General features: G+C 61.6%; 13 protein-coding genes. 3 read left to right on the top strand and 10 right to left on the bottom strand.

Going from position 1 to position 14,758, the window contains the following annotated elements; genetic code table 11:
* Window positions 1-3 precede the first annotated feature (3 nt).
* Window positions 4-855 (top strand): DNA-binding transcriptional regulator, encoded by an 852-nt coding sequence (locus POF53_RS05640; RefSeq protein ID WP_498966756.1) that lies wholly within the window; start codon window positions 4-6, stop codon window positions 853-855.
* Window positions 856-1,017: 162 nt separating this feature from the next.
* Here POF53_RS05640 and POF53_RS05635 read toward each other — a convergent pair whose 3' ends face one another.
* The 10 genes from POF53_RS05635 to POF53_RS05590 form a co-directional block, all read right to left on the bottom strand.
* Complete coding sequence (locus POF53_RS05635) at window positions 1,018-2,283, bottom strand: OprD family porin (protein ID WP_498966754.1); 1,266 nt, start codon at window positions 2,281-2,283, stop codon at window positions 1,018-1,020.
* An 81-nt stretch (window positions 2,284-2,364) separates the two neighbouring features.
* Window positions 2,365-3,546 carry a 3-(3-hydroxy-phenyl)propionate transporter MhpT gene (gene mhpT, locus POF53_RS05630; protein WP_498966752.1) on the bottom strand — a complete coding sequence of 394 codons (1,182 nt, stop codon included), beginning with the start codon at window positions 3,544-3,546 and terminating at the stop codon, window positions 2,365-2,367.
* A 94-nt stretch (window positions 3,547-3,640) separates the two neighbouring features.
* The gene (gene mhpE, locus POF53_RS05625) at window positions 3,641-4,651 is read right to left on the bottom strand and encodes a 4-hydroxy-2-oxovalerate aldolase (protein ID WP_498966750.1); all 1,011 of its coding nucleotides are present in this window, start codon (window positions 4,649-4,651) and stop codon (window positions 3,641-3,643) included.
* Window positions 4,648-5,580 (bottom strand): acetaldehyde dehydrogenase (acetylating), encoded by a 933-nt coding sequence (locus POF53_RS05620; protein ID WP_498966748.1) that lies wholly within the window; start codon window positions 5,578-5,580, stop codon window positions 4,648-4,650. The genes mhpE and POF53_RS05620 overlap by 4 nt, the downstream gene beginning before the upstream one ends.
* A gap of 11 nt (window positions 5,581-5,591) precedes the next feature.
* The gene (mhpD, locus tag POF53_RS05615) at window positions 5,592-6,386 is read right to left on the bottom strand and encodes a 2-keto-4-pentenoate hydratase (protein WP_498966746.1); all 795 of its coding nucleotides are present in this window, start codon (window positions 6,384-6,386) and stop codon (window positions 5,592-5,594) included.
* A gap of 14 nt (window positions 6,387-6,400) precedes the next feature.
* On the bottom strand, window positions 6,401-7,264 hold the full coding sequence (locus tag POF53_RS05610) for an alpha/beta fold hydrolase (RefSeq protein ID WP_498966744.1): 864 nt from the start codon (window positions 7,262-7,264) through the stop codon (window positions 6,401-6,403).
* Between the two features lie 17 nt (window positions 7,265-7,281).
* On the bottom strand, window positions 7,282-8,226 hold the full coding sequence (mhpB, locus tag POF53_RS05605; protein ID WP_498966742.1) for a 3-carboxyethylcatechol 2,3-dioxygenase: 945 nt from the start codon (window positions 8,224-8,226) through the stop codon (window positions 7,282-7,284).
* Between the two features lies 1 nt (window position 8,227).
* Window positions 8,228-9,895, bottom strand: coding sequence for a bifunctional 3-(3-hydroxy-phenyl)propionate/3-hydroxycinnamic acid hydroxylase (locus tag POF53_RS05600; RefSeq protein ID WP_498966740.1), 1,668 nt, complete (start codon window positions 9,893-9,895; stop codon window positions 8,228-8,230).
* A 445-nt stretch (window positions 9,896-10,340) separates the two neighbouring features.
* Window positions 10,341-11,636 carry an OmpP1/FadL family transporter gene (locus POF53_RS05595; RefSeq protein ID WP_498966738.1) on the bottom strand — a complete coding sequence of 432 codons (1,296 nt, stop codon included), beginning with the start codon at window positions 11,634-11,636 and terminating at the stop codon, window positions 10,341-10,343.
* A 113-nt stretch (window positions 11,637-11,749) separates the two neighbouring features.
* Window positions 11,750-12,823: an amidohydrolase family protein gene (locus tag POF53_RS05590; protein ID WP_498966736.1), complete on the bottom strand. Its 1,074-nt coding sequence runs from the start codon at window positions 12,821-12,823 to the stop codon at window positions 11,750-11,752.
* Between the two features lie 193 nt (window positions 12,824-13,016).
* Between POF53_RS05590 and POF53_RS05585 the strand changes: the two genes are divergently transcribed.
* Window positions 13,017-13,622, top strand: coding sequence for a TetR/AcrR family transcriptional regulator (locus POF53_RS05585; RefSeq protein ID WP_498966734.1), 606 nt, complete (start codon window positions 13,017-13,019; stop codon window positions 13,620-13,622).
* A 257-nt stretch (window positions 13,623-13,879) separates the two neighbouring features.
* Window positions 13,880-14,749: an alpha/beta fold hydrolase gene (locus POF53_RS05580; RefSeq protein ID WP_498966732.1), complete on the top strand. Its 870-nt coding sequence runs from the start codon at window positions 13,880-13,882 to the stop codon at window positions 14,747-14,749.
* The last annotated feature ends 9 nt before the right edge of the window (window positions 14,750-14,758 follow it).

Genomic DNA, 14,758 nt, shown 5'->3' with positions numbered 1-14,758 from the left:
ACAATGAAAAACCGCGTCGCCGTGCACTGGATGCACATCATTATTTTTAAAGAGGTTTCCATGAATACTGATCGAGGCTCCGACTACAAGACTGTGCGCGGACTGAGCCGTGGCCTGGCACTTCTCAATGCCCTGAACCGCCTGGACGGAGGCGCCAGCCCGACCCGACTGGCCGAAATTACCGGGCTTCACAGAACCACCGTCCGGCGACTGCTGGAAACATTGCAGGACGAAGGCTATGTACGCCGCAGCGAGTCCGACGACAGTTTTCGCCTAGCCCTCAAAGTGCGCGAATTGAGTGAAGGTTTTCGCGATGAGCAGTGGATCAGCGCCATCGCCGCACCGCTGCTGGCGGAGCTTCTACAGGAAGTGGTATGGCCGACTGACATCTGTACCTTGGATGTGGATGCGATGGTGGTACGCGAGACCACTCACCGCTTCAGCCGCCTTTCATTTCACCGCTCCATGATCGGACGCCGCCTGCCTCTTCTGCAAACGGCAACAGGGCTCACCTACCTCGCCTTCTGCAGCGACGCCGAGCGTGAACAGATCCTCACCCTCTTGGCGGGGCGTGAGGATAAAGAATTTCACTTGGCGCGGAACGTGACGCAACTTGACAACGTCCTGCGCAAAGTCAGGCATCTTGGCTATGGGGAAAATTTCATGGCTTGGAACTACGAAGAAAAAATCGCCTCCATCGCCGTTCCTGTCTTCTCCGGGCAGCGCCTGCTGGGCTGTTTGAATCTGGTGTATGTGGCGAAAGCGATGCCAATCGAGCAGGCTGCACACCGCTATTTGGGCGCCTTGCAAAATACAGCGAAGCTGATTCAAGAAAAGCTCGAAGCATCCTTATAGTTTGAACCCGGCGACGGGTCAGGCAACGGTCGTCATTGCCTGATGGTGATTCTTTCTAAGAGTCGTTACCTTGGCCGCCGGCGCTGAATATCCGTTCAATCGATTCTGTTTACCAATCGCGAATCCGGTCAGCAGCATCCCTGCATGCAGGACCCACTATGTCTACCAGAGCTTAATCGTGTAATCCACGTTGACTCGTAATTCGTTGTCATCTCGGTGCGAAGCGCCGGCAAGGAAGTCATTGCGATACCAGGCATGGCGCAAACGCAGCGCCAGACCTTTGAAGTTACCTTGCTGGACGACGTATGACAGTTCGATATCCTTCTCACTTTCGCTCAGCCCGCCCCCGCCAAATTTCGGCAGTTCAATATTGTCACCGTGCACATAACGCAGCATGCCCTTGAGTCCTGGCACACCCAGGGCAGCAAAGTCCTGATCGAACCTGGCCTGCCAACTGAGCTCCTTGGGGTTGAGGAACTCCGAACTCAGCGTGCCCTCGGTAATTACCAGCGGCTCGGTACCGTACAGGTAAGGCATCGCGGTATCACCATCCAGGCGCATGTAACCGATGCCAAGGCTATGACTGCCCCATGCGTACGTGAGCATTAGTGCAGTATTACGGTTATCGACCGGTCCGGCCTTGGCAGCGCCCTCTTCTCCGGTGACGAATAGGCGGAAGTCACTTTTGAGCCAGCCTGGCCCCAGTTGGCGGTTATCGATGAAACCTAGAAAGTCCTTGCGGTAAAGCTCGTCCAGTTCTGCATGGTAGTAGCGCAGCGTCAACGCCTCGGACCAAGCGCAATCTCCGCCCAGGAAAGTGAAGCGATCAGAGGTGGCAGCGCCATTGAAGCGTCCGTTGGGAGCGGCGACGCTCATTTTCTGATAATCGCTGGAATCACGCAGGTTGATGCGGTCGAGCCAGCCAGCGTGAAGTGTCAGACGTTCGATATCGCTGGAACGCAGGTAGGCGCCACGGAATGTTTGCGGCAGCAAGCGAGCCGGGCTTGCGAAGGCAATCGGCAGGAAAGTGCTGATAGTGCCCCCTTGCAGTTCTGTATGCGAGATTCGTATTTTGCCGGTCAGCCCTAACTCGGAATAGTCGTCGGCAGGTTCGCGAGTGCTGCGATCAAATGGCAGAAGACCGGTGCCGGCGCGGTCGGGTGAGGAATCCAGCTTCACTCCCAGCATGCCCTTGGCATCCAGGCCAAAGCCGACCGGCCCTTCGGTAAATCCGGAACTGACGTTGAGGATGAAGCCCTGGGCCCATTCGCGGGCAGCCGCCTGTGGCGTGGTCCCCAAGTAATTACGATCAAAATAGTAATTGCGCAACACCAGATCGGCGTGACTGTCTTCGATTAAACCAGCGGCATGCGCAGCACTGCTGCAGAGCAGGCCAACGGCCAGGAAAATTCCAAGGGCCTTGTGCATGGTCACTTCACTTTCTTGTAGTTGTAGGAAGTCCTGCCGCAGGCGCAGCAGGAGGCACGTAAGGTTGAACAGCGGGTTGGATCAGCCGGGACGGCGGCCGATTAAGCGGAACAGCGCCAGCGCAGCGATCACCACGCCCGGCGCCGAGGCCAGCAGCACGCCGGCGGAACCGGCGCCAAGGGCGAGCATCTGGCCAGCCACCAGCGGCCCGCTCATCGCTCCCAGGCGCCCGACGGCCACCGCCGCGCCAACACCGGTGGCGCGCACGCGGACGGGGTAGAAATGCGGCGCCAAGGCATACAGCACGCCCTGCCCACCCGTGGCGAAGAAACCAGCGAAGAAGCCGGCGGCAAGCATTGCCGGCAGCGCGCTGGCTAGCCCCAGCCCTGCCAGGGCGGCGAGGATCCCCACGTATACCAGCGCTGCTGTGACCCCTGCTGGCAGGCGCTCGAGCACCTGGCCAAGGATCAACGTGCCTATGGCGGCGCCGATCTGCAGGGCGAACATCACCCAGCTGGCATCATGGCTACTGAAGCCCTGACCGACCAGCAGGCTCGGCAGCCAGTTGATCAGGATGTACACCACCATCAAGGTGAAGAAGTAGCTCAGCCACAGCAGCCAGGTCGCACCCTGACCGAACAGCTCGCGACGCAGGTTCGGCGTGGCATCGGCCTGGGCTGTAGCACGGAACTGGCCCGACTCTGGCAGGTATGCCGCCAGCAGTGGCAGGATCAACAGTGGCCCCGCGCCGCCAACATGAAACACCCGTTGCCACTCGCCGCTGTAGCCGGCAATTCCGATGCCGGCGGCGATCGCCGCGCCCAAAGGCACACCGCAGTACATCAGGCTGACTGCACTGCCGCGCAGGCGTTGGCCGGCAGCCTCGCTGCACAAGGCGATCAAGTTGGGCAGTGCGGCGCCCAGCCCTACACCGGTGAACAGCCGCGCCAGAAGCAAGGTGGGCAGGCTCCAGGCATGGGCGGTGGCCAGCGAGAACACGCCGAACAGCGCCACCGAGCCGATCAGAATGCGCTTGCGACCGAAACGGTCTGCCAGCCAGCCGCCGACCAGGGCGCCGGGCAGCAGGCCGAGAATGCCGGCGCTGAACACCCAACCCATTTGCATCTTGTCCAGGCCGAAGGCATTGGCCATCCCCGGCGCGGCAATACCGGCGGCCTGCAGGTCGAGGCCTTCGAGCAGGGCGACGAGGAAACACAGGCCGATAGTCAGGGCCATGCGAGGCGGGTTATTGGCAGAAGTCATGAATCACCCATTTTGTTGTTGTGTTGGGTTGTGATGGGGCGCTGTGCGCCCCAATCGCCGGCAAGCCGGCGCTTAAAGACAATCGGCAATGGAGTCAGCGCTTGAGCAGGTCCAGCGCCACATCCACGATCATGTCTTCCTGACCTCCCACCATCCTGCGCTTGCCAAGTTCGACGAGTATGTCCACCGCCTTGATGCCATACCGGGCCGCTGCCACTTCGGCATGCCGAAGGAAGCTCGAGTAGACCCCGGCATATCCCAGCGCCAGGGTTTCGCGGTCCACGCGTACCGGGCGGTCCTGCAGCGGTCGCACCAGGTCGTCGGCCGCATCCATCAGCGCATAGAGGTCGGTGCCATGGTTCCAGCCGAGCTTGTCGGCAGCGGCGATGAACACCTCCAGCGGGGCGTTGCCGGCACCGGCGCCCATACCGGCGAGGCTGGCGTCGATGCGGTCGCAGCCCTCCTCCACCGCGGCAATGGAGTTGGCCACGCCCAGGCTGAGGTTGTGATGGGCATGGATACCGGTCAACGTCGCTGGGTCGAGCACGGCCTTCACCGCGCGGAAACGCGCACGAATATCGTCCATGTTCATCGCCCCGCCGGAGTCGACCACATAGATGCAGGTGGCGCCGTAGCCCTCCATCAATTTGGCCTGCTGAGCCAGCCCTTCGGGCGTTTGCATGTGGCTCATCATCAAGAAGCCAACGGTGTCCATGCCCAGTTCACGGGCATATTCGATGTGCTGGCGCGAGACATCTGCCTCGGTGCAGTGGGTGGCCACGCGGACGATGCGCGCACCGGCGTCGTAGGCGTTCTTCAGGTCATGAGTAGTGCCGATCCCTGGCAGCAGCAGCGTGGCGATCTTGGCGTGGTTGACCGCGTCGGCCGCTGCTTCGATCCATTCGAGATCGGTGTGGGCACCGAAACCGTAGTTGAAACTGGAACCCTGCAAGCCATCGCCATGGGCCACTTCGATGGAGTCGACCTTGGCCCGGTCGAGGGCACTGGCGATGGCGCGCACGTTGTCCAGCGAATACTGATGGCGGATGGCATGCATGCCATCGCGCAGGGTCACGTCACTGATGTAAAGCTTTTTGCCGTTCATGCCAGGGCTCCCATCGCCAGGGCCATGCGCTCGGCGGTGGCCAGCGCGGCGGACGTCATGATGTCGAGGTTGCCAGCGTAGGCCGGCAGGTAGTGGGCGGCGCCTTCGACTTCGAGGAACACCGAGGTCTTTAGGCCGGTGAAGGTCCCCTGCCCTGGCAACTTGAGGTCGCGCACGTCTTCGAACTGTACCTGCTGCTTGAGGCGATAACCCGGCACGTAGGCCTGCACGGCGGCAGCCATTTTCTCGATGCTGGCCGCCACCTGCTGCTGGTCGGCGGCCTCGCTCAGCACGTACACCGTATCGCGCATCATCAGCGGCGGCTCGGCGGGGTTCATGATGATGATCGCCTTGCCCTTGCTCGCGCCGCCGATCACTTCGATGGCCTTGCTGGTGGTCTCGGTGAACTCGTCGATGTTGGCGCGAGTACCCGGGCCTGCGGACTTCGAAGCGATCGAGGCAACGATCTCGGCGTAGTGCACTTTGGCCACGCGCGATACCGCCGCGACCATGGGGATGGTCGCCTGGCCACCGCAGGTGACCATGTTGACGTTGGTCGCCTGCAAGTGCTGCTCCAGGTTGACCACGGGCACACAGTACGGGCCAATGGCCGCCGGGGTCAGGTCGATCATGCGCAGGTCGGCCTTGTGCTGGCGCAGGAAGGCGTCGTTCTTCACGTGGGCACCGGCGCTGGTAGCGTCGAAGACGAAATCGATGTCCTGGAACACCGGCAGGCGGGTCAGGCCCTCCACCCCTTCATGGGTGGTGGCCACGCCCATGCGGGCGGCGCGGGCCAGGCCGTCGGAGGCGGGGTCGATACCGACCATCGCGGCCATTTCCAGGTGCTTGGCGTTGCGCAGGATCTTGATCATCAGGTCGGTGCCGATGTTGCCGGAACCGATGATGGCGACTTTGCGTTTGTGGCTCATGGGGCTCTCCGTCATTCGCCGCAGAAGGTCACGCCGACACGGCCCAGGCCGTCGATTTCGGCTTCGAAATGGTCGCCCGGCGCCACCGCCACCATCGGCCCGAGGGCACCGGTGAGGATGATGTCGCCGGCACGCAGTGGCTCGCCCAGGCGGGCCATGGTGCGGGCCAGCCACACCGCGGCATTGAGCGGGTGGCCGAGGCATTCGGCGCCGCTGCCGCTGGACACCAGCTCACCGTTGCGAGTCATGCGCATGGCTGCGCCACGCAGGTCGAGGTCGTGCAGTTGGCGGGCCGGGCCGCCGAGCACGAAGCAGCCGCTGGACGCGTTGTCGGCCACGGTATCGGCGAAACGGATGTTCCAGTCCTGCACGCGGCTGCCGACGACCTCCAACGCCGGCAACACATGACCGGTGGCCGCGATCACATCGGCGAAGGTGGTTTGTGCGCTGGGCAGGTCATGGGCCAGCATCAGGGCGATCTCGGCCTCGATCTTCGGCTGCATGACGCTGGCATATGGCACGCTCTCGTTGTCGCCGTAGCACATGTCGGCGAACAGGCAGCCGAAGTCCGGCTGGTCGACACCCAGCTGAGCCTGCACCTTGGGGTTGGTCAGGCCGATCTTGCGGCCGACCAGGCGCCGGCCTTCGGCCACGGCGTGGGCGATATTCAAGCGCTGGATGGCGTAGGCCGCCTCGGCGTTTTCCGCGCCGATGGCGTCACGCAACGGGGCGATGGCCCCACCCCGCTGCTGGGCGCGGCGCAGGTCGGCAGCCAGGCACTCGAGGGTTTGCGAATCGATGGTCATGGATGTACCTCAAATCAGTGCTGGAGGAAGTCCAGTACCAGGCGGTTGAAGGTGTCGGCGTGTTCCCACTGCGCCCAATGGCCACAGTTGTTGAACACATGCAGTTCGGAATTGGCGATACCAGCGATCAGACGCAGGCCGACATCCATCGGCACGAAGCGGTCGTTGCGGCCCCAGACCACCAGGGTCTTGGCCTTGATTTCGCCCAGGCGCGCGCTGAAGTCGGGGAACTGCTTGGGGTTGGCGGCCAGGCTGGCGACGAAGTTCTCCAGGTGGTCGCGGCGGCTGAGCATGTTGTCCAAGCGGGTCTGGAACAGTTCTTCGGTGAGGTCGCTCGGGTCGTAGACGAAGACGTTCATCATCTTCTTCAGGTTGTCGATGGTCGGCTCGCGGTACAGGCCGTTGAGCAATTTGATGCCCTCGGTAGGCATCGGCACGAACGGGCTGGCGCCCCCGGTGCCACCGCCCATCAGCACCAGTTTGCCGACGCGCTCGGGGTAGCTCAGGGTGAAGGCCACGGCAGTGTGACCGCCCATGGAGTTACCGAGGATGTGCACACGCTCCAGGCCCAGCACGTCGAGCAGGCCCTTGAGCGCAGTGGCATTGAGGTCCGAGCGCGAACCATGGCTGATGATCGGGTCACTCTTGCTCCAACCCGGGCAGTCCATCAGCACCACACGGTAACCGGCAGCCAGCAGCGGTTCGAGGTTGCGGCTGAAGTTGGCCCAGCCACTGGCACCTGGGCCAGAACCGTGCAGCATTACTACGGTCTCGACACCGTCACCGAGGTCGTTGTAGTGCACTTGCAGGTCGAGGTCGCCTTGGCGGATACGGGCAAAACGGCTGCTGGCGGCTTCACTGAAAGAGATGTTGGTCATGATAGATCCTCCGTTCATCAGGTAAGGGAGTGGGCGCTGAGCGAGCCGAAGCCGGCGATCCACTCCGGGATCGGCCGGTAGTAGCGCTTGGTGGCTTGGTAATCACCGAACGCAGAGAGCGCGGCAAAGGCCGCGACCCAGGTCTTGACCTCGTGGGTCGACTTGCCGGCCAGCACCGACAGCTCGGCATTGGCCATGGCATCGAGCTCGGCAAAGCGGCGTTGCTCGAGCAGGTCGAGGAAATGGTTGTCCCAGGCCGGGTTGAGCGGGTGAAGCGTGTGCTGGTCGCGTACGAAGCCTTTGGCGGCGTTGATTACGCGCTGCTGGCGGGCCTCGCGCTCGTTGGCCGGCAGATCGCGGCCACTGCCCATCAGGCGGTCGGCCATGCGCGCATCGACATGGGCCAGCTCGGGCACCGGCGGCTGGTGCGACAACCCACCAGAGCCGAGGAACAGCACGCGCTTGCCGGTGCCACGGGCGAAGCGGCCAATGGCCTCGCCGAGCAGGCGGGCACGGGCAAAACCGGGCAGCGGCACCGCCACGCTGTTGATGAACACCGGAATCATCGGCTTCTCGGCCAGGCCGCCGAGCAGGAACTCCAACGGTTGGGCAAAACCATGGTCAACCTGCATGCGGTAGGAAACGGCAGCGTCCACTCCGGCGTCCAGCACCGCGCCAGCACAGGCCTCGGCGATGTCGCGCGGCACGTCCAGCGGGCCAGCTGCGCTTTGGAAGTCACCAATGGCGGTGGCGCCCATGCCGATGCAGAAGGCCGGCATCACGTCGTAGAAAAAGCCGTTGTAGTGATCCGGGGCAAACAGGAACACCAGCTCTGGGTCAAACGCGGCGATACGCGCACGGGCGGCGGCAACCACCTCGGCCACTTCCGCCAGCACGGCTTGCGCCGGGTCGACGTAACCCACCAGCGGCGTGTGCGAAAGGCAATGCAAATAGGCGTTCATCTCAGGCCACCTTGGTCGCCAATGGCGCCTGTCGGGTGGCCTGGGGCTTGGCAGCCAGCGCCTGCAACAACGCGTCGCTGGCCCGGTCGAGGGTTTGCGGAATGGCCACTGCGCCAACGAAACGGTCCGGGCGCAGCACCACGATGGACAGCGGGAAGCGGCCGAACCACTCCTTGAGGCGACCGCTGCAGTCGCCCACGCGAACCACCCCGTCCGGCACCTCACGCCCGGCCTTGAGCTGGACCTCCGGCAATACCTGGATAAAGCACGCGCCCAGTGCACGCCAGGCTTGCACCTGCTCGTCACTCAGGCCCCACAGCGGGTTGTTGCCCCAGGCGATAAACGCGAAGTTGCTGCCGATCACATCGTCCAGCAGGCGCGTCTCGCCCGCTTCGGTGACTACCTTGGGCTGGATGAACATGCGCCCGACCGGCGTGGCCTTGTTGTTCGGTTCGGCCACCAACGCTCCCTTGGCGTACTGCGGCATGGGCTTGAAGCGCATTTCAAGGAAGTAGCGCTTGACCGCCGGCAGGTAGTTCAACGCCCACGACACGCTATCGCGCAGCGCACCTTGCCAACGCTTGGGCGGCGCCAGCACATGGCCGGCGAGCACCGACAGGTCGATCATCGCCTTGGCATGATCGCGCCGTTCCTGTTCGTAGGTGTCGAGCAGCGCTTCGCCAGCCAGCCCCTTGGCCACCAGCGCCAGCTTCCAGCCGAGGTTGCTGGCATCGCGCATGCCGCTGTTGTAACCCTGGCCTTGCCACACCGGCATGATGTGCGCGGCATCGCCGGCCAGCAGCACCCGCTTGACCCGGAACTGGCCGGCCAGGCGTGCGTTGTGGGTGTAGACGCGCTTGCGGATCAGTTCGACCCGGTCCGGGTCTGGCAGCACCTTGGCCAGCAGCTTGCGCAGGTTCTGCGGCTGGCTCAGCTGCTCCTCGGTCTCGCCCGGCATCACCATGAACTCGAAGCGGCGCACGCCGTGGGGCAACGCGGCCGACACGTACGGGCGCACCGGGTCACAGCACAGGTAAACGTTCGGTGTGCCCAGCGGGTCGTTGGCGATGTCGATGACGATCCACTGGTTGGGCGCGGTCTTGCCTTCGAAGGAAATCTCAAGGCTTCGGCGGATCAGGCTGTTGCCGCCGTCACAGGCCACCAGGTAACGGGCACGCACCGTCTCCTGCCGGCCTTCGGGGCCGTTCATGCGCAGGCTGACGCCCTGCTCGTCCTGCTGGAACTCGACCACATCGCGGGAGAACAGTGTGCGCACATTGGCAAAGCGCGCCAGGCCCTGAAACAGTACGGCATCGACCTGCGGCTGGATGAAGGCGTTGCGGCGCGACCAGCCGAACTCGTCGGTCATCGGCTGGATGTCGGCGAAGCAGCGGCCCTTGGGCGTCAGGAAGCGCATGGCGTGCCACGGCGTGGTGTGCGGCAGCACCTGCTCGACCAGGCCGATGGCCTGCACGGTGCGCAGCGACTCGTCGTCGATGCCGATGGCGCGAGGGTAGTCGATCAGTTGGTCGAGCTTCTCGATCTGCAGCACCTGCACCCCGGCCTGGCCGAGGTAATTGGCGATCGCCAGCCCGACCGGGCCGGCACCGATGACCACCACGTCAGCGGTGTAGTCGGCCTGAAGATGATCTGGATGTGACGTGTTCATTGTTGTAATCCTCGACACCGCCCAACGGTGCGCCCGGTAATTCCAGGCAAGCCGCTACCGTTCTCGCGCAGGCAGGCGCAAGGCAGTTGAGTGGGCGTATTGGCTGGTACGGGTGTTAGCGCATCAACGCTACGCTTAGGTATTGGAAGGTGCAGGCAACGGATAAGGACGGCAGGCAGGCATGGCGCATGGTGTGTTCCCCCTGTCAGGGCATTTGTAGTTGTTGCGGCGAGTATAGGAATCGTGCTGCCGGCTCGACAATGAAAAACCACTTCACCGTGCACCAAGTGCACATACCTGTTTTAATTGGAAAAATTATCTAAACGCCCAGGCCGGCCGCGAGCGTCACCTCAAACCGCGCGAGAAGGTTGAGGCGCAAAAACGCAGCGCGGCCGGTATTGTCGATCCGCTTGTCCAGCGCAATTTTCTCGTGAAGCAAGACTGATCAGAAGCTGTAGTTCAACTGCAGACCCAGGCCATTAACCGTATTCTGGTAGGTGGCGCTGTAACCTGGACGCAGGCCACCCTGTGACGTGGCCTGAGAGATCTTTACCGGATCTTCGTGGATGTAGCCGTATCCCAGATCCAACGATGTCTGATCGGTCATCTGCCAGTTCAGGCCTGCGGTGAAAATCCTACGGTCTCCGGTCGGCGCGCGAGTGGAGCTGTACTGATTTGGCATCGGAGTAGGCTCATAGGCGATACCTGCACGAACCTTCCACTCGTTGTTCAGGCGATAGGCCATGCCTGTGGAGAAAGACCAGGTATCCCGCCACTTCAGCGTTTCGAGGATCGTGTCAAAAGCACTGTAGGCCCGCGGTACTCCGGAATTCAGCACCCGTAACTCCTGCACCTGACTCCAACGGCTCCACAGCGCGCCGGCGGAAACATCCAGGCGATCGCTGATTCGCCAGGTTACCGAGGCATCGACGGATTCTGGCGTGGTGAATTCCAGACTCGCATCATATTTGCCGTTGACGCCCGGCAGTCCCAGTACCGGAACCGGTGACAGCAGCCCGTTGGCGCCGGACACCTTGGTCTTGCCCTTCAAGTCGAAGTCGACCCTGGAGTGATAAGTCAGACCAAGGGTCAGGTCATCGAATGGATCGAACAGGATGCCCAGGTTGAATCCCAAGGCAGTGTCATTGCCGGTGACTTTGACTGTACCATCGCCCCGTCCGCCTACCGCGTTATTGGCGATCTTGCTTTCGAGTAGCCCGTCGATATGGTTGATCGTAGGTCCGAAACCCACGGACAACCTATCATTGATCCGGTAACTGATCGTCGGCTGCAAGGTGACGACCTTCACCTCAGTCTGTGAGCTGCGGTAGCGTCCCTGGAAGCTGTTCTCGTAATCCGTGCTACCACCAAAAGGTGCATAGACCCCGAAACCCAAGTGCCAGTCGTCGTTGAGTTGCAGGGTGTAGAAACCCAATGGCACCACAATGGGATCGGGCACCATATCGCCTTTCGAAGTGCCTGACACGGTGGTGTCGACCTTGCTGATACGCGAATTCACATCGATGAAACTTACACCGCCGCTGATGTGCTCACCCGCCAGGCGCGACATCCCTGCCGGGTTGCCATAAACGATGGATGCATCCTGAACATCAGAGGCGCGACCCGAATAAGCTTTACCGGCTGAGCTGATGCTCTGTTCGTTGATTTGCAGGCCGTTGGCCATTAGTTGAGTGGAGGTAAGGCATAGCCCCAGTGCGCAAAGCTGCTTTTTTATTGTCATGATCTGGCTCTTATTATTTTTTGATTACCGGGGGCGAACACCCGGGGACCGCGGATGGATCTTTGGACTCAATGGTCTGCAGCGTCACGGGCAATCGATGGCAGCCCGCTGACTCAGCGCTTGCGCATTCGCTCGGCCAGGGCGCCAATCGGTCGCGCCATGCTGCGTCGTAACCGTTGCGAGAAGGATTCGCCCTGATAGATTGGCGCTGGCGTCACGATTTCTTTCGGCTGGCGGTACTGCGGGAATAGACTCAGCGCATGACCTCGGTTGATGCCGTGCATGATCGTCGGCGGCCAAATGTCCAGGTTCTCCAGCGTGCGGCATTGCAATGCCGTGGCGGGGGCCGGGGCGAAGGGATAGTCACTGCCGAAAAGAATGTGCGACGGTTCCACCAGTTCCTTGAGCACCGCCATGGAATAAGGTGACGGTGACAACGCCGTGTCGTAGTAGAAGCGGCGGATATAGGTCATCACGCCTTGCGGCGCCTGCTGCTGGAACTCTGGAAGCATGTTGGCCAACGACACACGCCAAGCCACGAACGGCAGGAAGCCGCCGGAGTGGGCGAGAATCCAGCGGATGCCGGGATAGCGCTCCATCGTTCCGCTGAGGATCAGGTTGACTGCTGCGCGGGTGGTATCGCAGAGAAACTCGATGAGAAACCCAGGTGTCTGGAGACCCATGCTTTCGCTGGTCTGGTGCATGTTGGGGTGGATCAGCACCACGGTTTTGCGACGATCAAGCTCGGCCATCAATTCGTCGAACCGCTGATCGCCAAGAAATACCCCGTCCGTGCTGCCCAGCAAAACAATTCCCTCGGCCTTCAGGACGTCAAGCGCATGCACGGCCTCACGGCATGCTGCATCGGTAAATGGCATCGGCAACACCGCGAAATTACCGAAGCGATTAGGATAACGCGTACGCATTTGCGCGGCGAAATCATTGCAGCTCCGCGCCAACTCACTGGCCTGCTGGACGCCATCGCCGAAATGAACGCCTGGTGCCGAGAGTGAAGTGATTGCCCGCTCGATCCCGTTGGCATCCATCACTTCAATGGACTTCTCCGGTGTCCAGTCGGGCAATGGCGCTCCGGCGACCTGGTGCAATCCTCTCGCATTCATGGCGTCGACGAATGCGGGCGGGATGATGTGATGGTGGACGTCGATACGGCCTTGCTTGATTGACATGCGGGTTCTCGTGGTTGGGCTTCAACCGAGCAGTTGCAGTGCCTGCGCTCGATATGGCGGTCAGAACAAAATAACTCTCGAGATCAATATTGAACACCTATGTTCAATCTTGTCAATCGTCGTCGAATGCGGATTTGCTATATTTTGAACGCGATTGTTCAATGCACAGAAATCCTCGACGGAGCTCCTACCTTTGAAACTCACTCCCGTGCAGAAGCGCATCCATGAGGCAGCGATCCGGCTGTTTGTCGAGAAGCGTGTGGAAGAAGTCAATGTCAGCGAACTGGCACAAATTGCTGGCGTGGCCCGCGGCACGATCTACAACAACCTAAACTCGGTGGAGTCGCTCTTCGAGGATGTCGCCAGCCAACTCAGTGCCGAAATGAACGACAGGGCCGCACGCAGCGCGGATCCCGAAGCAACACCCGCCGTTCGCCTGGCCACCGGTATCCGCCTGTATATCCGCCGCGCCCATGAAGAACCGCACTGGGGTGGCTTCATCGTGCGATACGGGGCCAGCAACGAGACGCTGCAGCAGATGTGGAGCGGCCCGCCCATGCACGATGTGCTCAGTGGCCTGATAAGTGAGCAGTACAGCTTTCGGCAGGAGCAATTGCCTTCGGTGATGGCGCTGATCGGTGGAGGCGTCCTGGGTGCGACGATGCTTGTACTTCAGGGGCAAAAGACCTGGCGCGATGCGGGCTCAGATATGGCCGAATTCGTGCTGAGAGCGCTCGGGGTGCCAGCCGATGAAGCGCGCAGCGTTGCCACTCAGGATCTCCCGGCACTCGCGATCTGATGTTTTCCTACCAAGACTTTGCCCGCCCTCACTCCGCGGGCAGGGTCTGCGCACTCTGCTCTCCCACCTGAACATCCCGCCAGTCCCAGATTGCCCTTCCTGCTTTTGATCGACGACATCGCTGACAGACCAGGCTTTTCATCGTCCGCTCAAAATGCAATTGAACACTATTGTTCAAATATGATCGTTGGTGTTAGAGTCTTTTCAAGGTACCAACCCGCTGCCCGGGTCGAATTGACTTACGCCAGGAGCTGACAATGAACAATAAAGAACCTCTCCCCGCCTTGACCTCACGAACGGTGCAAGTGGGTCGACGACAGATATTCATCAGCGAAACGGGGGGCGGGCATCCGTTGTTGATGCTTCACGGTGGCGGTGCGGGGGCGTCCGGCCTATCCAACTACTCGCGCAATATCGAATCACTGGCCGTGCAGTTTCGGGTCATCGTCGTCGACATGCCCGGTTATGGTCGATCCACTAAAGGCGTCGATCGCAAAGACCCGTTTGGCGATTTGGCGGGAGCGATGCTCGGCCTGCTTGATGCCCTCAATATCCGTAGCGCCCATGTGGTAGGCAACTCATTGGGTGGTGCCTGCGCCCTGCGCATGGCCCTGGATGCACCTGGCCGGGTATCGGCACTGGTGCTGATGGGGCCCGGCGGCGTCAACACCACTCGCAGCCTGCCGACGCCCGGTCTCAAACTGCTGCTCGACTACTACAACGGCGAAGGTCCGACGCTGGCCAAGATCACCCGATTCATCCGCGAATATTTGGTGTACGACGGCAGCCAGGTCAGCGACAAGATGATCCAGGAACGTTACGAGGCCAGCATCGATCCGCAAGTCATTGCCGCACCACCCCTGCGCCGCCCCATTGGAATCCCTCGTTTTTCGCGCTGGGACTTCACTCGCGACTCACGTATCAAGCATTGCCAGGTTCCGACCTTGGTACTTTGGGGCACGGAGGACAAGGTCAACCGTCCCAGCGGCGGCGAGGCCCTACGCAGCCGTATGCCCGATTGCAATCTCTACCTGTTCAGCAGAACCGGACACTGGGTGCAGTGGGAGCGCGCGGACGAGTTCAATGCCGTGACCTTGGCGTTCCTCGCCAGCCGTTCTGCACGCTGAGCCGCTGCC

It is taken from the genome of Mitsuaria sp. RG, from assembly GCF_028369275.1.
GTDB lineage: Bacteria > Pseudomonadota > Gammaproteobacteria > Pseudomonadales > Pseudomonadaceae > Aquipseudomonas > Aquipseudomonas peradeniyensis.
Note: the sequence above shows the minus strand (reverse complement) of the source record. Positions and strands in the feature narration are given on the sequence as shown.

What these genes read in the sequence shown, in the direction of transcription:
- POF53_RS05640 (WP_498966756.1), top strand. Translation starts at nt 4, where the DNA reads ATGAAAAACCGCGTCGCCGTGCACTGGATGCACATCATTATTTTTAAA.
- POF53_RS05635 (WP_498966754.1), bottom strand. Translation starts at nt 2,283, where the DNA reads ATGCACAAGGCCCTTGGAATTTTCCTGGCCGTTGGCCTGCTCTGCAGC.
- mhpT (WP_498966752.1), bottom strand. Translation starts at nt 3,546, where the DNA reads ATGACTTCTGCCAATAACCCGCCTCGCATGGCCCTGACTATCGGCCTG.
- mhpE (WP_498966750.1), bottom strand. Translation starts at nt 4,651, where the DNA reads ATGAACGGCAAAAAGCTTTACATCAGTGACGTGACCCTGCGCGATGGC.
- POF53_RS05620 (WP_498966748.1), bottom strand. Translation starts at nt 5,580, where the DNA reads ATGAGCCACAAACGCAAAGTCGCCATCATCGGTTCCGGCAACATCGGC.
- mhpD (WP_498966746.1), bottom strand. Translation starts at nt 6,386, where the DNA reads ATGACCATCGATTCGCAAACCCTCGAGTGCCTGGCTGCCGACCTGCGC.
- POF53_RS05610 (WP_498966744.1), bottom strand. Translation starts at nt 7,264, where the DNA reads ATGACCAACATCTCTTTCAGTGAAGCCGCCAGCAGCCGTTTTGCCCGT.
- mhpB (WP_498966742.1), bottom strand. Translation starts at nt 8,226, where the DNA reads ATGAACGCCTATTTGCATTGCCTTTCGCACACGCCGCTGGTGGGTTAC.
- POF53_RS05600 (WP_498966740.1), bottom strand. Translation starts at nt 9,895, where the DNA reads ATGAACACGTCACATCCAGATCATCTTCAGGCCGACTACACCGCTGAC.
- POF53_RS05595 (WP_498966738.1), bottom strand. Translation starts at nt 11,636, where the DNA reads ATGACAATAAAAAAGCAGCTTTGCGCACTGGGGCTATGCCTTACCTCC.
- POF53_RS05590 (WP_498966736.1), bottom strand. Translation starts at nt 12,823, where the DNA reads ATGTCAATCAAGCAAGGCCGTATCGACGTCCACCATCACATCATCCCG.
- POF53_RS05580 (WP_498966732.1), top strand. Translation starts at nt 13,880, where the DNA reads ATGAACAATAAAGAACCTCTCCCCGCCTTGACCTCACGAACGGTGCAA.